We start from the raw sequence: 19,277 nt of genomic DNA, 5'->3' as shown, positions 1-19,277 counted from the left end.
AGGACTCAAATACTCAGTTGCGATGAAAGAGTCGGGAGTGGGGTGAAGTGCCGGCATGCCTCTAGCACGGCAGGCCCGCAAAAAAAGGGGGTTTCCCCGGATTGTGGGAAACAGCATTTTGCTGCACTGCACTTGAAAGATCTGCAGAACTGTCTAAAGTGTAGGCATGACGCTTGACTGCACAAGAATTGTGCGCAAGATAGGTCATGGCAGGCGCGATGAGGCCCTGCCTAGTCAACGAGACCACTGTGACCGGCTCGGCAAGATCAGGCTATAAGCCGTTGAAAATAGGCGATATTGATGTCGCCGCCCCGGTCTTCCTGGCGCCGATGTCGGGGGTGACTGACTCGCCCGTGCGGCGGCTGGCCGCCGAGCTCGGGGCCGGTCTGGTCGTGTCCGAAATGACCGCCAGCGACGAGCTCGCCAACGGCCACCGGATGTCGCGTTTGCGTTGCGAAGCGACCGGCATTGGTCCGCACGTGGTCCAGCTTGCCGGCTGCGAGACGCACTGGATGGCTGAAGGCGCCCGGATCGCCGAAGCCGAGGGCGCCGACATCATCGACATCAACATGGGCTGTCCGGCCCGCCACGTCACCGGCGGCCAGTCCGGTTCGGCCTTGATGCGCGATCTCGACCATGCGGTCAGCCTGATCGAGGCGACGATCGCGGCGGTGAAAGTGCCGGTGACGCTGAAGATGCGGCTCGGCTGGGACGATCGCACCCGCAACGCGCCGGAGCTGGCGCGGCGCGCGGAAGCGTCGGGCATCAAGCTCGTCACCGTGCATGGCCGCACCCGCTGCCAGTTCTACAAGGGCGAGGCCGATTGGGATGCGATCCGCGCCGTGCGCGAGGCCATCTCCATTCCGCTCGTCGTCAATGGCGACATCACCACTTACGAGAAGGCGCTCGCGGCACTCGACGCCTCCGGCGCCGATGCCGTGATGATCGGCCGCGGGGCGCAAGGGCGCCCCTGGCTGCCCGGCCAGATCGGCCGCCGCCTGAACGGCGGGGCGGCGGAAGCCACCCCCTCGCTCGAAACGCAGCTGCATTACGTCCGCACGCTCTATCAGGGTGTGTGCGCGCTCTATGGCCTGCGCATCGGCCTCAGGCATGCCCGCAAACATCTGGGCTGGGCGCTCGACGTCGCCGCCGATGTGAGCCGCGCGCCGGCCGAGAAGCTGAAAGCCTGGCGCCAGACCATCCTCACCGCGGAGGATCCGCGCCGCGTCGACCAGTCACTGCAAGATGCCTTCGACGACTTCGCATGGAGCGCTGCTGCATGAGCTCAGCCGCTGAACATCGTCGGCCGCTTCCGTCCGACAGCGACGCGATCCTGGATGCCTTGCCGAACCCCGTTCTCATGATCGGGCCGGACGGAAAAATCGTCGCCGCCAATATCGCGACGGAGGCTTTCTTCGAGATCTCGACGCAGTTCCTGAAGCGGCAGTCGCTGAAGGAGCTGGTGCCGTTCGGCAGCCCCTTGCTGGCGCTAATCGACCAGGTGCGCTCGTCGAACTCGCCGGTCAACGAATACAAGGTCGACCTCGGCACCCCGCGCATGGGCGGCGATCGCCAGGTCGATCTGCATGTCGCTCCGCTGACCGAGCGGCCCGGCCATATCGTGGTGATGCTTCAGGAGCGCACCATCGCCGACAAGATGGACCGCCAGCTCACCCATCGCAGCGCCGCGCGCTCGGTGATCGCGCTCGCCGCGATGCTGGCGCATGAGATCAAGAACCCGCTGTCCGGCATCCGCGGCGCGGCCCAGCTGCTGGAGCAGCAGGCCTCTTCCGAGGACCGCATGCTGACGCGCCTGATCTGCGACGAGGCCGACCGCATCGTGACGCTGGTCGACCGCATGGAGGTGTTCGGCGACGAGCGCCCGGTCGTACGCGGTCCCGTCAACATCCATTCGGTGCTGGATCACGTCAAACGGCTGGCGCAGTCGGGATTTGCCCGCAACATCCGCTTCGTCGAGGACTACGATCCCTCGCTGCCCCCGGTGCTGGCGAACCAGGACCAGCTGATCCAGGTGTTCCTCAACCTCGTAAAGAATGCCGCCGAAGCCCTGATCGACGTCCCCGACGCCGAGATCCAGCTCACCACCGCATTCCGCCCCGGCGTGCGCCTGTCAGTCCCCGGTCAAAAATCCCGGGTATCCCTGCCACTTGAATTCTGCGTGAGAGACAACGGACCAGGCGTGCCGGACGATCTTCTGCCCAACCTTTTCGATCCCTTCGTGACCACCAAGCAGACCGGCTCCGGCCTGGGTCTCGCGCTGGTCGCCAAGATCGTCGGCGATCACGGGGGCATCATCGAATGCGAATCTCAGCCGCGCAAGACCACCTTCCGCGTGCTGATGCCGATGTATTCCACATCGGTCAAACATGCCGATCAAAGCAGTCGCGACGGCTCTGCCGGGAAGCCGTCGTCTGCGTCACAGGGGGCAAAATGAGGATCAACGATGCCCGCAGGTAGCATTCTCGTAGCTGATGACGACACCGCCATCCGCACGGTTCTGAATCAGGCACTTTCCCGCGCCGGCTATGAAGTCAGGCTCACCGGCAATGCCGCAACGCTGTGGCGCTGGGTCAGCCAGGGGGAGGGCGATCTCGTCATCACCGACGTGGTGATGCCCGACGAGAACGCCTTCGACCTGTTGCCGCGGATCAAGAAGATGCGGCCGAATCTGCCCGTCATCGTCATGAGCGCGCAGAACACCTTCATGACGGCGATCCGCGCCTCCGAACGCGGGGCCTATGAATATCTGCCAAAACCCTTCGACCTGAAGGAGCTGATCGCCATCGTCGGCCGCGCGCTCGCCGAGCCGAAGGAGCGGGTCTCGACGCCGGACGAGGACGCCGAGATGGAGGCGATCCCGCTGGTCGGCCGCTCGCCGGCGATGCAGGAAATCTACCGCGTGCTGGCGCGTCTGATGCAGACCGACCTCACCGTGATGATCACGGGCGAGTCCGGCACCGGCAAGGAGCTGGTGGCGCGCGCGCTGCACGATTACGGCAAGCGCCGCAACGGCCCGTTCGTCGCCGTCAACATGGCGGCGATCCCGCGCGATCTCATCGAGTCCGAGCTGTTCGGCCATGAGCGCGGCGCCTTCACCGGTGCCAACACCCGCGCTTCCGGCCGGTTCGAGCAGGCCGAGGGCGGCACGCTATTCCTGGACGAGATCGGCGACATGCCGATGGAGGCGCAGACCCGCCTGTTGCGCGTGCTCCAGCAGGGCGAATACACCACCGTCGGCGGCCGCACCCCGATCAAGACCGACGTGCGGATCGTCGCGGCCTCCAACAAGGATCTGCGCGTCCTGATCCAGCAGGGCCTGTTCCGCGAAGACCTGTTCTTCCGCCTCAACGTCGTGCCGCTGCGGCTGCCGCCCTTGCGCGAGCGCATCGAGGACCTGCCCGATCTGGTACGGCACTTCTTCACGCTGGCCGAGAAGGACGGCCTGCCGCCGAAGAAGCTGGATGCGCTGGCGCTGGAGCGGCTCAAGCAGCACCGCTGGCCCGGTAACGTGCGCGAGCTCGAAAACCTCGCCCGGCGCCTTGCCGCGCTCTATCCGCAGGACGTGATCACGTCCTCGGTCATCGACGGCGAGCTGGCACCGCCCTCGGTCAGCCCGGGCGCAGCGGTCCAGCAGGGCGTCGACAATCTCGGCGGCGCGGTGGAGGCCTACCTGTCCTCGCACTTCCAGGGCTTTCCGAACGGCATGCCGCCGCCCGGCCTCTATCACCGCATCCTCAAGGAGATCGAGGTGCCGCTGCTCACGGCCGCGCTCGCGGCCACCCGCGGCAACCAGATCCGCGCCGCCGACCTGCTCGGCCTCAACCGCAACACGCTGCGGAAGAAGATCCGGGATCTCGACATCCAAGTGTATCGGAGCGGGGGCTAAGCACCGTGCGAGCTGCACTAAATTAGGATCGAACCCAGAATCTTGGGATTCCGGGTTCGCCTTCCGGTGAGCTCAGATTGGCCCTTTCAAACGGCTTGTTGAGCTAAGAGCCTGTCTCGGCCAACAACCGCTCAAGCACGGCGAGGTGTCGGCGTAGCTCTCGCTCGACAATCGAGGGCGCATCAACCGAGCCCCCGATTGGAACTAAAGCGGGCGATGATTGCATCCGTTGAAGTTGGCATTGCTTAGCCGCAATTCGAGCACGCAGAATATCGCCGTAGTCGGACATAGCTGTCCTCCTGTCTGATTGAGGGTTATGGCGTTCGAACGCCCCAAGCGGCGCGCTTGAGTCCCGTCGATCAGGCGATCTGCGGCTCGCAGACCATCGCGGCGGCTTTGGCGGTCGCAAACCGAAACCAAACCTGCCAAGCTTTCTATACAGAACTTTGGGGTCGTATCCAATGGTCTATGCCGGGAGCGACGCGGTTGGTGCCAACTTGTGCTAGTCTGCTTCTTCTTGAAGGAGATTGGTGCGGCCGCTCACGGCCGCGTCCGCCGCCACCCGCGGCAACCAGATTCGAGCCGCGACGCTGCTCGGCCTCAACCGCAATACGTTGCGGAAGAAGATCCGGGATCTCGATATCCAAGTCTATCGGAGCGGGGACCGGTTGTCCGGGACTGTGGCTCAACTCCCCTACCACAGCGGAGCTGAGCCTGTCGGGATCGCGCTGGCCCGTCCGCCATCTGCGGCCCGCTCGGCGGCTTTGAAGAGTGCCCTCCTACAGCATTCGTGAGCGCGCCCAGTCGACTTGGGTTGCGCGAACTACTACCTTGCTCCACATGTCGAAGTTCAAGGTCAAATTGCCTTGGTCGGGGCCGGCGTGTCCTTGCCAGAGTGGCGAACTTTACTCTGCTTGTTGCAGGGGCATTGACGGTAGTCCGCGCTCAAAGCGATTTGATTGTTCTCCCGCAGGTGATCCGACCGGTTACTCACGCGAGGGGTGCTATCTCAGCTTTACACAAAATTGTGGTGGGCCTCTCACTCGCGAGCATATCGTCTCTCAAACCGTCATGAGGAAACTTGGCGACCGCGTGGCGGTTCGAGGTTTCCCGGGCGCCGATCCAACTGTGGACGTGATTGTGCCGGTTGAAGCGCAAGGTTCCCGAGTCCTTTGCAAGAGGCATAATGAAGCTCTTTCGCCGCTCGATCATAGAGCTGGAAAGATGCTGGAGCGGTTGCTGCCCGCTACTCAGTACATTTCAAAAAGACGTTTCGGCGCTGCCTTAGCTAGCCGCTGGGTTTTTATGGACGGTCCGCGTCTTGAAGCTTGGAGTGCGAAGGTTCTCGCGGGGACACATGCCGCTGGGCTGAATCGACGCGCAGGAGTGAAACTCGACTATTCTCTCAACTATAGCAAAGTGCGCGCGGTGATCGAACGAGGGGAGCTGGAAGAGGGGGCCGGCATGTACGTCTTGGCCAACATTCGTCCAAATGAGCATGGCTTACAGCACACGCTTCACAACAACCCAGCTTTGGGCGCGGTTGTTGGAATTCATATCAACCTCGCCTTTTTTAGCTTCATGTTCGTGCTCGATGCTCAGCGCTTCGACTTCGACTTTATCAGCTCGCAACCTCATACTTATCGACCTTCTGTACACCGCCTGTACGGCCCCGGAGGCGACGCAAAACTGTTCTTCGCGTGGAAGCGTCGGCCCGACTTCAAGCAAACGTCTCAAGGCCGCGTCTTTTGGTCGCCGACAGGATCAAGCTCCGCGGCCCCAAACTTTGAACTTCTTTCAGGTCCCCCCGAAATAGACGACCGCACCAAGAGGTGAGCCGCGATGGCGCGGGCAAAGTCGTTCGCGCAAACGGACGGTGGCTCAGCTCCCCCTACCAAAGCGGAGCTGAGCCTGTCCGGATCGCGCTGGCCGTTGTGGCTGGCGCGGAGAGCAGAAGTCCGAATCGGACCGAAATGTTCCGTGGAGCACACGAATTCGTTGTACGTCCGCAGGGCACAGTGTCACGCCTATCTGACCAGCCGGCCTGATGTGGGCATGGCGCTGGCGAAGTTCGACGGCGGCTCCTGCAAGCCGGGGCCGTTGACCAGAAGGTCGGCGGCCACGATCAGCAGCAGCACGGCCGACACCATCACTGCGAGAAAGAACCTATCCATCGCGGACAAGCCGCGGGGAGGGAAATCCGTTCCCACAAACCAGGTCTGCCAGACGACTGGCCTGTGGATGCCCCGGTCCGTAGCGGTGAGGGCGCCGCGGAATTGTCGCAATTCGGCAACAATGTGGTACGAATACATCAGTATCCGCCCACCGCGGACCCGTTTTTTCAGCACCCCATTGCCGGAATGACCAGCGCAGACACCTCGGCCGCATCCTTTGACACGGCCCCAGCGGAAGAGCCGCGGCGCTGGTCGCTGCGCCGCTGGCTGGCACCCTTTGCCGTGGCGCTGGCGCTGCTGTCGGCCCTCCTGACCTTCCTGGTCCTGACCGGGCTGACGGGCATCGATCCGACGCCGGAAGTGGTCCGCTCGTTGTATCTGATCAATGCGGCGACGATCCTGCTCCTGGTCGGGATCATCGTCCGCGAGCTCTGGCAGCTGATCCTGGCGCGGCGGCGGGGCAGGGCCGCCGCGCGCCTCCATGTCCAGATCGTCAGCCTGTTCTCGATCGTGGCGGTGCTGCCGGCCGTGCTGGTCGCCGTGGTCGCCAACGTCACCATCGAGCGCGGCCTCGACCGGCTGTTCTCGGGGCCGACCAAGGAAGTGATCCAGAACTCGCTCACGATCGCGCGGGCCTACATGCAGGACCATGCGCAACTGATCCGCGGCGACATTCTCGGCATGGCCAACGATATCGCCCATGCCCGGCCGCTCTACGACCAGGATCGCCGCTCGTTCCGCGAGATGCTGACGGCCAGCGCGGGCTCGCGCAATTTGCCGGGCGCGATGCTCATCGACAAGAACACCAACATCCTGGAATCCGCCGATACCGGCATGCGGCTCGCCTATTCCCCGCCGGCGCCGGACTTCCTCAGCAACGTCAACGAATCCGAGCCCGAGATCGCGGTGCTGCCGGACGCCAGCTTCGTCGCTGCGGTGATCCGCCTGCGCGCCTTCAACGACACATTCCTCTACGTCGCGCGGCCGCTTGATCCGAACGTTGTCAACCAGCTCAAGCAGACCGAGGTCAGCGTCGCCGAATACGCCCAGATCGAGTCGCGCCGGCTCGGCATCCAGGTCGCCTTCGCGCTGATGTTCGCGGTGATTGCGCTGACCATCCTGATGGCCTCGGTGCTGATCGGGCTCAACTTCGCCAATTCACTGGTGGCGCCGATCCGGCGGCTGATGAATGCGGCCCATACGGTCTCGACCGGCGACCTCCATGTGAAAGTGCCGGTGCATCAGTCGGAAGGCGACCTCGCCCAGTTGGGTGAGACCTTCAACAAGATGACGCAGGAATTGCGCAGCCAGCGCGACGAGCTCGTCAACGCCAGCGAGCTCATCGACAGCCGCCGACGCTTCATCGAGGCCGTGCTGTCCTCTGCGAGCGCCGGCATCATCGGCGTCGATGCCTCCGGCAGCGTCGGCATCCTCAACCGTTCCGCCGAGAAGCTGATCGGGCATTCCGAGGCGGAGACGCTCGGCCATCCGCTCTCCGACGTGCTGCCCGAACTCGACGAGATGATGAAGGCGGCGCGGGAGGGCACCCAGCGCCTGGTGCAGGGGCAGATCACGATCACGCGCGACGGCACCGAACGCAATCTGTCGGTCCGCGTCAGCGCCGAGAAGACCAGCCAGCCGCGCGACAGCTACATCATCACGCTCGACGACATCACCGAGCTGGTGTCGGCGCAGCGCACCTCGGCCTGGGGCGACGTGGCGCGCCGCATCGCCCACGAGATCAAGAACCCGCTGACGCCGATCCAGCTCTCGGCCGAGCGCATCCGCCGCAAGTTCGGCAGGACCATCACGGAAGAGAAGGACAAGTCGATCTTCGACCAGTGCACCGACACCATCGTGCGCCAGGTCGACGATATCAGGCGCATGGTCGACGAATTCTCGCGCTTCGCGCGGATGCCGAAGCCGGTGATGGAGGGCGAGGACGTCGCCGATACCGTGCGGCAGGCGGTGTTCCTGATGAAGGTCGCCCATCCCGAGATCGATATCGAGGCCGAGTTCAAGAGTGATCCGCTCCGCGCCCAGTTCGACCGTCGGCTGATCTCGCAGGCGGTCACCAACATCGTCAAGAACGCCACCGAGGCAATCGAGCAGGTCCCGCCGGAGGAGCTCGGCAAGGGGCGCATCGATGTCGTGGTGTCGCGCGAGGGCGAGGACGTGCTGATCGACGTCGTCGACAACGGCATAGGCCTGCCCAAGGTCGCGCGCTCGCGGCTGCTCGAGCCGTACGTCACGACACGCGCCAAGGGCACCGGCCTTGGCCTTGCGATCGTCGGCCGCGTGCTGGAAGACCATGGCGGACGCATCGAGTTGAAGGACGCCTCCGACTTCCGCGAAGGCCAGCGCGGCGCCTGGATGCGGATGCGCTTTGCGATCTCCGGCCAGGCCGCGAAGGCCGAGGCGGTCGAGCCGGCGCCGGCAGCAAAGGAAGCGGCAAGCGACCCGGCCAGGGACCAGGAAACAAAAGAGCCGGCGGCCGAAACCAAAGAGCCGGCTGAAAAGACCAATGATTCAACGAAAATCGAAGCCTCAACAGGCAGCTGACAAGACAGGCGCGACCCATGGCAAGTGAAATTCTGATTGTCGATGATGAGGCCGATATTCGGGATCTCGTTGCAGGCATCCTCGAAGACGAAGGGTTCGTCACCCGAACCGCGCGCGACAGCGACTCGGCCCTCGCCGAGATCGCGAACCGCAGACCGCACCTGGTGTTCCTTGACATCTGGCTCCAGGGCTCCAAGCTCGACGGCTTGCAGCTGCTGGAGCAGGTCAAGAAGGACAACGCCGATCTGCCGGTCGTGATGATCTCCGGCCACGGCAACATCGAGACCGCGGTCGCCGCGATCAAGCGCGGCGCCTACGACTTCATCGAGAAGCCGTTCAAGGCCGACCGTCTGATCCTCGTCGCGACCAGGGCGCTGGAGAACTCGCGGCTCAAGCGCGAGGTCAAGGAGCTGAAGCAGCTCGCGCCGAGCGCCAGCCAGCTCGTCGGCCGCTCGCCCAGCATGAACCAGCTGCGCCAGACCATCGAGCGCGCGGCGAAGGCCAACAGCCGCATCCTGATCGTCGGCCCCGCCGGCGCCGGCAAGGAGCTGACCGCACGCACGCTGCATACGGCCTCGGGCCGCGCCGATGGTCCCTTCGTCGTCATCAACGCGGCTGCGATCACGCCCGAGCGCATGGAGCACGAGCTGTTCGGCGTCGAGCAGTCCAATGGCGAGCAGCCGCGCAAGCCCGGCGCGCTCGAGGAAGCCCATGGCGGCACGCTGTTCATCGACGAGATCGCGGATATGCCGCGCGAGACCCAGAACAAGATCCTGCGCGTGCTGGTCGAGCAATCGTTCCAGCGCGTCGGCGGCACCGCCAAGGTGCAGGTCGACGTGCGCATCATCTCCTCCACGGCGCGCAACCTCGAAGAGGAGATCGCGGCCGGTCATTTCCGGGAGGATCTCTATCATCGCCTCTCGGTGGTGCCGATCCGCGTGCCGGCACTGTCGGAGCGGCGCGAGGACATTCCGGAATTGATCGACTATTTCATGGAGCAGATTTCGGCCGGAAGCGGTTTGCCCAGACGCCAGATCGGGCAGGACGCGATGGCGGTGCTGCAATCGCACGTCTGGCCAGGCAATGTGCGCCAGCTTCGCAACAATGTTGAGAGAGTCATGATTCTGGCCGCGGGCGGACCGGAGGTGATCATCACCGCCGACATGTTGCCGCAGGACGTGGGATCCATGGTGCCGGCGATGCCCACCAGCAACAATGGCGAGCACATCATGGGCCTGCCGCTGCGCGAAGCGCGCGAAGTGTTCGAGCGCGACTATTTGATTGCACAGATCAGCCGTTTTTCAGGAAATATTTCTCGCACGGCTGAGTTTGTTGGCATGGAACGCTCGGCGCTGCACCGGAAACTGAAGGCACTCGGCGTCGGATGATGATGCAACCTGACGGGCACACGTTCACAATAAGCGAGGAAAATCATCGATTTCCGTAGTTTTTCGGAGCAATACGACGGGGGCTGCCGCGTGAAGCGGCTTGCCTAATAAGTCCACCTGTCCTCTAATCGCACAGCTGTTCCTTCCGAGGGGGATCTCATGAGGAGCGGCAACCGGGAGAGGCCCCGAATTTCGCAAAGAGGGCCGCAACCGGCGCAATAAAAAGAAACTCAAAGCGAGAAAAAAACAATGGCGGCAGACCGCGCACAAAACCTACAGGACACCTTCCTTAATCACGTTCGCAAAACCAAGACGCCACTGACGATCTTTCTGGTCAACGGAGTGAAGCTCCAGGGCATCGTGACCTGGTTCGACAATTTCTGTTTGCTGCTTCGGCGCGACGGTCATTCGCAGCTGGTCTACAAGCATGCGATCTCGACCATCATGCCGGGTGCTCCGATCCAGCTGTTCGAAGGCGGCGAGGATCAGCCGGCTTGAGAGTGATCTGATTGGAACCCCGGAATTTCGACGGGGATGCCGACCGTCCGCGGCCGGCAGGGGCTAAGCAAACGGGGCGGGTGCTGGTCATCGGCCCCTACTTGCGACTGCGTGCGGGAAGTGCCGACGCGCAATCGGAAAGCCATGGTTCGTCCAAACATGGCTCGTCCAGTCATGGCTCGTCCAGTCATGTCCTGCGTGACGCCGAGGCCCGGCTTGATGAAGCTGCGGGCCTCGCGCGTGCGATCGATCTCGTCATTGCCGACGCCATCATCGCGCCGATCAGCCAGATCAGGCCCGCGACTTACATCGGCAAGGGCAAGGTCGAGGAGATCGCCGGGCTGATCAAGAGCCTCGATGTCGAGCTCGTGGTGATGGATTGCGCGCTGGCGCCGATCCAGCAGCGCAACCTCGAGAAGGAATTGCACGCCAAGGTGCTAGACCGCACCGGCCTGATCCTGGAGATCTTCGGACGCCGCGCCAAGACCAGGGAAGGCTCGCTCCAGGTCGAGCTGGCGCATCTCAACTACCAGCGCTCGCGCCTGGTGCGCTCCTGGACCCACCTCGAACGCCAGCGCGGCGGTTTCGGATTCATGGGCGGTCCCGGCGAGACGCAGATCGAAGCCGACCGCCGCCTGATCCAGGAGCGCATCTCAAAGCTCGAGAGTGAGCTGAAGAAGGTGCAGGCGACGCGGCGCCTGCACCGGGCAGGCCGCCAGCGCGTGCCGTATCGCGTGGTCGCGCTGGTCGGCTACACCAATGCCGGCAAGTCGACGCTGTTCAACCGCCTGACCCGCGCCCACGTGCAGGCCGCCGACATGCTGTTTGCGACGCTCGACCCGACCTTGCGCGCGCTCAACCTGCCGCTTGGCGGCAAGGCGATGCTGTCCGACACCGTCGGTTTCATCTCCAACCTGCCGACGCAGCTGGTCGCCGCCTTCCGCGCCACGCTGGAGGAGGTGCTGGAAGCCGACGTCATCCTGCATGTGCGCGACATCTCGCACGAGGACGCCGAGGCGCAGCAGAGCGACGTCGATGCGGTGCTGCGCCAGCTCGGCATCAATCCCGACGATTCCGGCCGCATCATCGAGGTCTGGAACAAGATCGACCGTTACGACGCCGAACAGCGCGAAGAGCTCCTGAACATCGCGGCGCGCCGGCCGGAAGATCACCCGGCGATGCTGGTCTCCGCCGTGTCGGGCGAGGGGATCGATGCACTGCTCGCCGCCATCGAGCAGCGGTTGGCGGCCAAACGCACCACGCTCGACCTGTCGATCGACGCCGCCGACGGCGCCGGTATCAGCTGGCTGCATCGCAATTCCGAGGTGCTGGCCAAGGAGCTGCACGACGGCCGCTTCGACATGACCGTGCGCGTGGACGAGACCAAGCGGGACATCGTGGTGAACAGGTTCGACGCCGTGCCGCGTCTGTCGGCGTAAATGGTGTCGTCCCGGACAAGCGAAGCGCAGATCCGGGACCCATATCCACAGGATGTAGTTTGGTGCGTGATATTGGCCGCGTCGTGCTGCGGAGAAATCACGCGGTATGGGTCCCTGCGTTCGCTGGGACGACAGCGAGCAGGTTGGGCGCTTGCGACCCTACATACAACACCAGGGTTAGCGGCGCGCTTCCTTGAGTCCCACCGATGCCTTCTTCTCCTCGCCCTTCGCCGCATTCCATAGCGCGTCCATCTCCGCCAGCGACGCCTGCTCCAGCGTCCGCCCCTGCGCCTCCAGCGTCCGCTCGATATAGGCGAACCGCCGCTCGAACTTCGCATTGGTCGCGCGCAGCGCGCTTTCCGGATCGGCGTCGACATGGCGGGCGAGGTTGACGAGGGCGAACATCAGGTCGCCGGTCTCCTCTGCAAGCTCTTGCTTGTCGTTGCGGTCGAGGGCGGCCTCGATCTCGTCGGCTTCCTCGCGGATCTTTTGCAGGACCGCGCGCGGATCGTTCCAGTCGAAGCCGACGGTGGAGGCCTTGCGCTGGAGCTCCATGGCGCGCGTCAGCGCCGGCTGGCCGGCCTTCACACCCGACAGCAGCGATTTGTGCGATGACTTGGCCTCCGGCGGCCGACGCGCGGCGCGCTCGGCTTTCTCCTCGGCCTTGATACGGTCCCAGACTTCCTTGACGTGGGAGGAGGCGAGATTGCCGTCCTTGTCCGCGAAGACATGGGGATGGCGGCGGATCATCTTGCGCGTGATGGCCTCGACGACATCTCCAAACGCGAACGCGTCCTGTTCCGAAGCCATCTGGGCGTGGAACACGACCTGGAGCAGGAGGTCGCCGAGCTCCTCGCGCAGATCGTCGAGATCGCCGCGGCCGATTGCGTCGACCACCTCATAGGCTTCCTCGATCGTGTAGGGCGCGATGGTCGCGAAATCCTGCTCGAGGTCCCAGGGGCAGCCGGTCACCGGCGTGCGCAGCGCCGCCATGATCTCGATCAGGCGGGAAATGTCGCGGGAAGGGGTCATTGCGGGGCAGTCTCCTGGCTCCAAAGCCTTATGCCAAAAGCGGGCCGCCGTTCCCAGCGCGGCGGGACGGAACGGGCTGATTTCCACCGATTGGCGGGCGGTCTGCGCAGTGCTAAAGCGCGGGCCATGAGCGACGCATTTTCATCACAAATCGCCTTGGTGCTGTTTTCCGGCGGCCAGGATTCCACCACCTGCCTCGCCTGGGCGCTCAGCCGCTTCGCCCGCGTGGAGACGCTTGGCTTCGAGTACGGTCAGCGCCACGCCATTGAGCTCGCCTGCCGCGACCGGCTGTTCGACGGCATCAAGGACCTGCGCGCCGACTGGGCCGCGAAACTCGGCGAGAGCCACACGCTGTCGATCCCGACGCTGGCGGCGGTGTCCGAGACGGCGCTGACGCGCGACGTCGCGATCGCGATGGGCGCCGACGGCCTGCCCAACACGTTCGTGCCGGGCCGCAACCTGGTGTTCCTGACCTTCGCCGCGGCGCTGGCATACCGGCGCGGCATCACCCACATCGTCGGCGGCATGTGCGAGACCGACTATTCCGGCTATCCCGATTGCCGCGACGAGACCATCCGCGCGATGCAGGCCGCGCTCTCGCTCGGCATGGCGCGCAAGTTCGAGCTGCATACGCCCCTGATGTGGATCGACAAGGCCGCGACGTGGAAGCTGGCGCATGACCTCGGCGGCGAGGGGCTGGTCGACCTCATCCGCGAGCAGTCGCACACCTGCTATCTCGGCGAACGCGGCGCACAGCATGATTGGGGCTACGGGTGCGGCGAGTGCCCGGCGTGCAGCCTGCGGGCGAAGGGATGGCGGGAGTTTGTGGCGGGGCGGTAGTCCCGCCGTCATTGCGAGGAGCTCTTGCGACGAAGCAATCCAGAGTCCCTCCGCGGAGAGATTCTGGATTGCTTCGCTGCGCTCGCAATGACGGAGTATGTGGCGCGGGCTAACCAAAATCCTCCGGCCGCAGCTCGATCGGCTTGCCATGCGGCGTGCGATGCGCCGCGTGGTCCCAGGCGTCGCGGTAGCGGTGCAGGGCCTCGATCGACGCGACGCCCTTGCGTGCGACCAGGCCTTCCAGCGTCGCGAGCCAGTGCAGATAATAGGTCTCGCCCGTGTCGGGATCGCCGGCGGCCTGCGCGCGCTTGATCTCGTCGGCAAGCGCGCTGGCCCATTCCGGCCAGGTGAACACGCCGCGGTCGTGCAGCGTCAACGCCATGGCAAACGCGTGCGCCTCCCAGGGCGCGCGAAAGACGGGGCCCTCGTCATCGTGCGGGATGCTCGGGATGGCCGCCGTCGCGGCGGCCGCAGCATTGGCGGTCATCACGCCGGATCCAGATACGGCTCGAACGCGTCGATCGAGACTTTCAGGGTCGGATCACCATCCTCGCCCCAGAGATCGCGACCCTCGAACACGACCGTGTAGAGCCATTGCGGGTTCTCGCCGAGCTCCATGGCAGCCGAATCCGGAAACACGTGGCAGCCATGGTTCAATTCGACGACACCGACATGGCCGCGGACGTAACGCGGCAACCGCGTGTGCGTGGCCGGATGAATGTTCTTCGCGCGCACACGATCACCGATCTTGAATTTCGCCGGCGCCGGAGCAGGGCGGGCGAACTTGCCCCGCACCATCACGCGCTCGACATTGGCGAGATCGAACTTGCCGTGCTTGAGCGCCTTCGGGGCTTGCATCGCATGACCGGCGGCGACCTCCTCCCTGGTGAGGTAGCCCTTCTCGATCAGCATCTCCTCGAGCCCGAGGAACCATTTCTTGTAGTAGGAGCTCGACAGATACACATGCGGCGGCAGCGTCTCGCGATAGAACCGCGACGTGTCGATGTTGAAGGCGCCGGCTGCACCCATCGCGCGCACCATCGCGAGCACACGCGATTCCCAATCGGCGTGGAACATCGGCTCGTTTGGCTCCGGCTTGACCTTGCCGAACCCGTCCATGCCGCCCATGTCGTGCACGCCGTTCATGACGGTGCTCCCGGAGCTTTGGGGAAACCGGTACCGATCATGGAATCACGGGTGACGAGTTCGGCGAGCTGCTCTTCGCTCCAGCCCTCCGTGCCTCTGGGGCGCATCGGCAGCACCAGGAAGCGCGTCTCGGCCGTCGAGTCCCAGACACGGATTTCGATGTCCTTGGGCAGCGTGACGCCGAAATCGGCGAGCACGCCGCGCGGGTCCTTTACTGCGCGCGAGCGGTAAGGCGCAGCCTTGTACCAGACCGGCGGCAGGCCCAGCATCTCCCAGGGGTAGCAGGAGCACAGCGTGCACACGACCATGTTGTGCCGCTGTGGCGTGTTCTCGACCACGACGAGATGGTCGCCGACGCGGCTGACATGGCCGAGCGTGCCGATCGCCTTGGAGCCGTCCTCCAGCAGCGCCGTCTTGAACGCCGGATCGGTCCAGGCCTTGGCGACGACGCGCGCGCCGTTATGCGGGCCGATCCTGGTCTCGTAGGCCTGGATGATGGCGTCGAGCGCGGCCGGCTCGACATAGCCTTTCTCGGTCAGGATCGTCTCGAGCGCGCGCACGCGCAGCTCGGTCTCGGACAGTTCCGAATGATCGTGATCGTGGTGATGGTGGTGGTCGTGATCATGGCTCATGGGACGAAAGATAGTCGGAATGGTCCGTTTCTGTCGAGCGTTCGTTGCAGCGCAATCCGGCCACGTGTTCGTGACGCCGTTTGTGCGCTGGCGTCAGTCCGTATACGCGGCTGCTGACGCTGGCCTCGGGGCCTCAACGAGATCGGCTTCATCAAATGGTTCGCGGCCGAATACGCCAAACCGCTCGCCGGGCTGTCGCCCTCGACCGCGATGATCCTCCTGGTCACGCTGTTCTTCTGGATCCATTAATTTCTTCTCGAGCATCACCTCGCATGCGGCCGCCGTGCTGCCGGTGGTGCTCGCGGTCGGATCGGGCATCGCCGACCTGCCGGTCGGAACGCTCGCCATGCTCTGCATGTATTCGCTCGGCCTGATGGGCGTGATCTTGCCTTACGGGACCGGACCCGCGCCGATGTATTTCGGCAGCGGCTATATCGGCAAGGGCCAGTTCTGGGCTTTTGGCCTGATCTTCGGCCTGCTCTATTTCGCGGGACTCCTGCTGATCGTGCTGCCCTGGCTCCAGATGGTCCGGTGAGCGGGGCGGGGCTGATCCCCGGCAGATGAATTTTCTTCGCCGGGGAGGGATTTGGAAAACTTTGTCCAACTCCCCGCAAATATCTGACATTGCAAGAAAGGCCTGAAACGGCGATGGTGCGTGCTGCGGTGCAGCGCGCTTCCCACAGCCCTCATCGCGGTTCCCATCCCCGTCGCGTGATGCGACCAGGGCTTCCCGCACGTGTGGCGGGCTAGCGAACTGTTGTGCATGAAAGCCGCCTCCATGAACGCCCACCAATCGCTCGCGATCGGACAGCCGATCGAAACGCTCGAAGCGATTTCACCTGCCGCAACCGCTGCCGATGCGATGGTCCGGTTCGAGAACATCTCGAAGACCTATCCGGCCTATCGCGGCAAGGCGGGCGTCAACGCGCTGCAAGACATCGACTTCGCGATTGCGCGCGGCTCCATCACCGGCGTGATCGGCCGCTCCGGCGCCGGCAAGTCGAGCCTGGTGCGGCTGATCAACGGCCTGGAGAAGCCGACCTTGGGCCGCGTGATCGTGGATGGCCGCGATATCTCGGCACTTGCAGGGCGCGAGCTGCGGCTGGCGCAGCGCTCGATCGGCATGATCTTCCAGCATTTCAACCTGCTGTCATCGCGCACGGCCGCCGACAACATCGCGCTGCCGCTCGAGATCGCCGGCTGGACCAAGGCCGACATCAAGGCGCGGGTCGCCGAACTGCTTGCACTCGTCGGCATCGCCGACAAGCACGACCGCTATCCGTCGGAACTGTCCGGGGGCCAGAAGCAGCGCGTCGGTATCGCGCGGGCGCTGGCGACGCGGCCGAGCGTGCTGCTGTCGGACGAGGCGACGTCCGCGCTCGATCCGCAGACCACACGTGCGATCCTGGATCTGCTGGCGAGCATCAACCGCGAGCTCGGGGTGACCATCGTGCTGATCACCCATGAGATGTCCGTGGTGCGCCAACTCGCCAAGGAAGTCGTGGTGCTCGATGCCGGCCGCGTGGTCGAGAGCGGCCATGTCGCCGACATCTTCACGCATCCCAGGCATCCGATCACGCAGTCCTTCCTGGCGGAGGTGATCGGCGACAGTCTGCCGGTGTCGCTGGCGAGCCGCATCGTTCCGGAACCTGTCGGGGGCGGGCAGGCCGTGATCCGCGTCCAGGTCCGGGGCGCGGGCGCCGGCGACACGCTGGTCGCGCGGCTCGCCCGCGAGCTCGGCCTCGACGTCTCGCTGCTCTCGGCGCGCATCGACGAGATCGGCGGCCAGCACGTCGGCTCGCTGGTTCTCGGCATTCCCGGCGGAGAGGGCGCGGCGACGCGGACGCTCGCCTGGCTTTCCCAACATCAATCTCCGGCGGAGCGTCTCGGCCATGTCGCCTGAACTCATCAACCTGATCGTCCAGGCCACCGGCGAAACGCTGTTCATGGTGGGGATCGCGGCGCTGCTCGGCACCGTCTTCGGCCTGCCGATCGGTGTTTTTCTCGCCACTAGCCGAAAGGGGGAGCTGTTCGCGGCCCCCGCGGTCAATGGCGTGCTCGGCGTCATCGTCAATGCAACGCGCTCGACGCCCTTCATCATCCTGGTCGTCGCCATCATTCCGTTCACGCGCCTCATCGCCGGCACCTCGATCGGATCAACCGCGGCGATCGTGCCGCTGACGATCGCAGCGACGCCGTTCATCGCGCGCCTTGTCGAGGCCGCGATCCGCGAGGTCGATGCCGGCCTGATCGAGACCGCATCCTCGTTCGGGGCGTCGCCGATCCAGATCGTGTTCAAGGTGCTGATCCCCGAGGCATTGCCGGGCCTGATGCTGGCGCTGACGCTCGCAATCGTCAGCCTGCTCGGCTACTCCGCGATGGTCGGCGCCGTCGGGGGCGGGGGCCTCGGCGATCTCGGCATCCGCTACGGCTACCAGCGCTTCATGCCGGAGATGATGCTGGCCGTCGTGGTCGTGCTGATCGCACTGGTGCAGCTCGTCCAGAGCGCCGGCGATTATCTCGCGCGCCGCGTCAACCGCCGGCTGCGCCAGCGCTGACACCGACTTCCGGATAGCGAAGCCTTCAACGCGCTTTCTCAGGCGGCAAGCCTGGCGCGCCGCAGGGTCTCCGAGGGCAGCTCGGAGAAATGGCGCTTGTAGTCGAGCGAGAACTGGCTGAAGTGCCAGAAGCCGTGCTGCACGGCGATATCATAGACCGAGGTCTCGACGCCGACGGCACGCTTCAGGTCACGCCGGACACGGTTCAGGCGCATCGCGCGCCGGTAGTGCATCGGGCTCGTGCCCACGACTTCCTGAAAGCAATAGCCGAGCTTGCGCGGGCTCGCGCCAACGGCCTTGCAGACCTCCAGCAGCGACAGGGCGCGCTCGCCGCTGCCGTGCATCAGCTCGCGGGCCCGATCGACGGTCCGCTTGCGCGCCGCAGAGCTGCGGCCGGGATCGCTGGGCCGAGCCGTCGGCAACATGTCCATGATTTCGACGAGGAGGGCGTCTTCCAGCGCCTGTCGCGTCGTCGGATCGCTGAATCGTTCTGGCGCGGTCGTGATGGTCTCGTGGATGGCAGCAAGATGAGCGCGGAGCCGCGCGACGGGCTCCTCCGCCATTTCGATCACCCGTAGCTGGTGCCAGACGGCACGCGGCAGCACGATGTCGAGGCGGGCGGCGAGCTCTTCGATCAGCGCCGCGCTGGCGACGACACCGCGCAGCTCGAACGCCTTCGGCGTGCACATGTCGACCTCTGCATCGATGCACGCAATGACCTGGGCGCCTGCAACATTGGCGCCGTTGCAATTGACCTCGCCGTCGCCGTGCCAGGGCAGCCCGATGCCAAAGCTGTCGGCTCCTAACTGGCCATATTGGCGGACCTGCTGGCTGGTGATCTCGCAGAAGACCTCGAGCCGAGGCAAAGAGAGTTGCGTGAAGCTGCCACGGAAGGCACCGGCGCTGATCTGGTCGTAGCTCAGCCGCCAGCGGCCGAGGCTGGCGCAATGCTCATCGACATCCGTGCTGCTGGCCTGGAACAGGTTCGCAGCCGAGTCTTGAATCGGAAGAGTTGCACCTAAGGCCATGGTCTTACGTCGGAATCTGCAAGTCAAATTGCCAGCAAGAACCACGCCAGACTGGCACGACCACGGGCGCAGT

The 19,277-nt window shown here is 64.7% G+C and carries 17 protein-coding genes and 2 pseudogenes; 13 read left to right on the top strand and 6 right to left on the bottom strand.

Annotated features, from left to right (window positions below):
• Positions 1-281 precede the first annotated feature (281 nt).
• The 5 genes and pseudogenes from dusB (at position 282) to GPL20_RS18345 (ending at position 5,743) form a co-directional block, all read left to right on the top strand.
• Complete coding sequence (gene dusB, locus GPL20_RS18365; RefSeq protein WP_205751182.1) at positions 282-1,283, top strand: tRNA dihydrouridine synthase DusB; 1,002 nt, start codon at positions 282-284, stop codon at positions 1,281-1,283.
• Positions 1,280-2,455 carry a two-component system sensor histidine kinase NtrB gene (locus GPL20_RS18360; protein WP_157330909.1) on the top strand — a complete coding sequence of 392 codons (1,176 nt, stop codon included), beginning with the start codon at positions 1,280-1,282 and terminating at the stop codon, positions 2,453-2,455. Before dusB ends, GPL20_RS18360 begins: the two co-directional genes overlap by 4 nt.
• A gap of 9 nt (positions 2,456-2,464) precedes the next feature.
• Positions 2,465-3,907: a nitrogen regulation protein NR(I) gene (ntrC, locus tag GPL20_RS18355; RefSeq protein ID WP_157330908.1), complete on the top strand. Its 1,443-nt coding sequence runs from the start codon at positions 2,465-2,467 to the stop codon at positions 3,905-3,907.
• A 539-nt stretch (positions 3,908-4,446) separates the two neighbouring features.
• Positions 4,447-4,569, top strand: a pseudogene (locus GPL20_RS40305) (helix-turn-helix domain-containing protein); the annotation flags it as partial.
• A 409-nt stretch (positions 4,570-4,978) separates the two neighbouring features.
• A complete protein-coding gene (locus GPL20_RS18345; RefSeq protein WP_157330907.1) occupies positions 4,979-5,743 on the top strand; it encodes a hypothetical protein in 765 nt (254 codons plus the stop codon).
• A gap of 191 nt (positions 5,744-5,934) precedes the next feature.
• Here the strand turns inward: GPL20_RS18345 and GPL20_RS18340 are convergent, their stop codons facing one another.
• A complete protein-coding gene (locus tag GPL20_RS18340) occupies positions 5,935-6,219 on the bottom strand; it encodes a histidine kinase (protein ID WP_157330906.1) in 285 nt (94 codons plus the stop codon).
• 48 nt (positions 6,220-6,267) lie between these two features.
• Between GPL20_RS18340 and GPL20_RS18335 the strand changes: the two genes are divergently transcribed.
• The 4 genes from GPL20_RS18335 (at position 6,268) to hflX (ending at position 11,968) form a co-directional block, all read left to right on the top strand.
• Complete coding sequence (locus GPL20_RS18335) at positions 6,268-8,643, top strand: sensor histidine kinase (protein WP_157330905.1); 2,376 nt, start codon at positions 6,268-6,270, stop codon at positions 8,641-8,643.
• Positions 8,644-8,660: 17 nt separating this feature from the next.
• On the top strand, positions 8,661-10,031 hold the full coding sequence (gene ntrX / locus GPL20_RS18330) for a nitrogen assimilation response regulator NtrX (RefSeq protein WP_157330904.1): 1,371 nt from the start codon (positions 8,661-8,663) through the stop codon (positions 10,029-10,031).
• 249 nt (positions 10,032-10,280) lie between these two features.
• On the top strand, positions 10,281-10,529 hold the full coding sequence (hfq, locus tag GPL20_RS18325; protein ID WP_007591126.1) for an RNA chaperone Hfq: 249 nt from the start codon (positions 10,281-10,283) through the stop codon (positions 10,527-10,529).
• An 11-nt stretch (positions 10,530-10,540) separates the two neighbouring features.
• Positions 10,541-11,968: a GTPase HflX gene (hflX, locus tag GPL20_RS18320; protein WP_167533091.1), complete on the top strand. Its 1,428-nt coding sequence runs from the start codon at positions 10,541-10,543 to the stop codon at positions 11,966-11,968.
• Between the two features lie 177 nt (positions 11,969-12,145).
• Here hflX and mazG read toward each other — a convergent pair whose 3' ends face one another.
• Positions 12,146-13,000 carry a nucleoside triphosphate pyrophosphohydrolase gene (gene mazG / locus GPL20_RS18315; protein WP_157330903.1) on the bottom strand — a complete coding sequence of 285 codons (855 nt, stop codon included), beginning with the start codon at positions 12,998-13,000 and terminating at the stop codon, positions 12,146-12,148.
• A 126-nt stretch (positions 13,001-13,126) separates the two neighbouring features.
• Here mazG and queC point away from each other — a divergent pair, with 126 nt between their 5' ends.
• Complete coding sequence (gene queC / locus GPL20_RS18310) at positions 13,127-13,840, top strand: 7-cyano-7-deazaguanine synthase QueC (protein WP_157330902.1); 714 nt, start codon at positions 13,127-13,129, stop codon at positions 13,838-13,840.
• A gap of 109 nt (positions 13,841-13,949) precedes the next feature.
• On the opposite strand, the gene GPL20_RS18305 is transcribed toward queC, so the two are convergent.
• Genes GPL20_RS18305 through nthA form a run of 3 tightly spaced genes read right to left on the bottom strand, consistent with a single transcriptional unit; the run spans position 13,950 to position 15,618 of the window.
• Complete coding sequence (locus GPL20_RS18305; protein WP_157330901.1) at positions 13,950-14,327, bottom strand: nitrile hydratase accessory protein; 378 nt, start codon at positions 14,325-14,327, stop codon at positions 13,950-13,952.
• Positions 14,327-14,986, bottom strand: a complete 660-nt coding sequence (gene nthB, locus GPL20_RS18300) for a nitrile hydratase subunit beta (RefSeq protein ID WP_157330900.1) — start codon at positions 14,984-14,986, stop codon at positions 14,327-14,329. Before nthB ends, GPL20_RS18305 begins: the two co-directional genes overlap by 1 nt.
• A complete protein-coding gene (gene nthA, locus GPL20_RS18295) occupies positions 14,983-15,618 on the bottom strand; it encodes a nitrile hydratase subunit alpha (RefSeq protein ID WP_157330899.1) in 636 nt (211 codons plus the stop codon). Before nthA ends, nthB begins: the two co-directional genes overlap by 4 nt.
• A gap of 101 nt (positions 15,619-15,719) precedes the next feature.
• Between nthA and GPL20_RS18290 the strand changes: the two are divergent.
• The 3 genes and pseudogenes from GPL20_RS18290 to GPL20_RS18280 all read left to right on the top strand — a co-directional run.
• Positions 15,720-16,153, top strand: a pseudogene (locus tag GPL20_RS18290) (anion permease); the annotation flags it as partial.
• Positions 16,154-16,396: 243 nt separating this feature from the next.
• Entirely contained in the window at positions 16,397-17,521 is a 1,125-nt protein-coding gene (locus GPL20_RS18285; protein ID WP_167533090.1) for a methionine ABC transporter ATP-binding protein, read from the top strand.
• Complete coding sequence (locus GPL20_RS18280) at positions 17,511-18,176, top strand: methionine ABC transporter permease (protein ID WP_157330898.1); 666 nt, start codon at positions 17,511-17,513, stop codon at positions 18,174-18,176. The genes GPL20_RS18285 and GPL20_RS18280 overlap by 11 nt, the downstream gene beginning before the upstream one ends.
• Before the next feature lie 38 nt (positions 18,177-18,214).
• On the opposite strand, the gene GPL20_RS18275 is transcribed toward GPL20_RS18280, so the two are convergent.
• Positions 18,215-19,204: a helix-turn-helix domain-containing protein gene (locus GPL20_RS18275; protein ID WP_157330897.1), complete on the bottom strand. Its 990-nt coding sequence runs from the start codon at positions 19,202-19,204 to the stop codon at positions 18,215-18,217.
• Between the last annotated feature and the right edge of the window lie 73 nt (positions 19,205-19,277).

The organism is Bradyrhizobium cajani (assembly GCF_009759665.1).
In the GTDB taxonomy this organism is placed as follows: Bacteria; Pseudomonadota; Alphaproteobacteria; order Rhizobiales; family Xanthobacteraceae; genus Bradyrhizobium; species Bradyrhizobium cajani.
This window is presented reverse-complemented; position numbering and strand designations above follow the sequence as displayed.

Bases quoted from the DNA above. Each gene is read 5' to 3' on its own strand.
- GPL20_RS18360 (WP_157330909.1), top strand. From the start codon at position 1,280: ATGAGCTCAGCCGCTGAACATCGTCGGCCGCTTCCGTCCGACAGCGAC.
- ntrC (WP_157330908.1), top strand. From the start codon at position 2,465: ATGCCCGCAGGTAGCATTCTCGTAGCTGATGACGACACCGCCATCCGC.
- GPL20_RS18345 (WP_157330907.1), top strand. From the start codon at position 4,979: ATGAGGAAACTTGGCGACCGCGTGGCGGTTCGAGGTTTCCCGGGCGCC.
- GPL20_RS18340 (WP_157330906.1), bottom strand. From the start codon at position 6,219: ATGTATTCGTACCACATTGTTGCCGAATTGCGACAATTCCGCGGCGCC.
- GPL20_RS18335 (WP_157330905.1), top strand. From the start codon at position 6,268: ATGACCAGCGCAGACACCTCGGCCGCATCCTTTGACACGGCCCCAGCG.
- ntrX (WP_157330904.1), top strand. From the start codon at position 8,661: ATGGCAAGTGAAATTCTGATTGTCGATGATGAGGCCGATATTCGGGAT.
- hfq (WP_007591126.1), top strand. From the start codon at position 10,281: ATGGCGGCAGACCGCGCACAAAACCTACAGGACACCTTCCTTAATCAC.
- mazG (WP_157330903.1), bottom strand. From the start codon at position 13,000: ATGACCCCTTCCCGCGACATTTCCCGCCTGATCGAGATCATGGCGGCG.
- queC (WP_157330902.1), top strand. From the start codon at position 13,127: ATGAGCGACGCATTTTCATCACAAATCGCCTTGGTGCTGTTTTCCGGC.
- GPL20_RS18305 (WP_157330901.1), bottom strand. From the start codon at position 14,327: ATGACCGCCAATGCTGCGGCCGCCGCGACGGCGGCCATCCCGAGCATC.
- nthB (WP_157330900.1), bottom strand. From the start codon at position 14,986: ATGAACGGCGTGCACGACATGGGCGGCATGGACGGGTTCGGCAAGGTC.
- nthA (WP_157330899.1), bottom strand. From the start codon at position 15,618: ATGAGCCATGATCACGACCACCACCATCACCACGATCACGATCATTCG.
- GPL20_RS18285 (WP_167533090.1), top strand. From the start codon at position 16,397: ATGAACGCCCACCAATCGCTCGCGATCGGACAGCCGATCGAAACGCTC.
- GPL20_RS18280 (WP_157330898.1), top strand. From the start codon at position 17,511: ATGTCGCCTGAACTCATCAACCTGATCGTCCAGGCCACCGGCGAAACG.
- GPL20_RS18275 (WP_157330897.1), bottom strand. From the start codon at position 19,204: ATGGCCTTAGGTGCAACTCTTCCGATTCAAGACTCGGCTGCGAACCTG.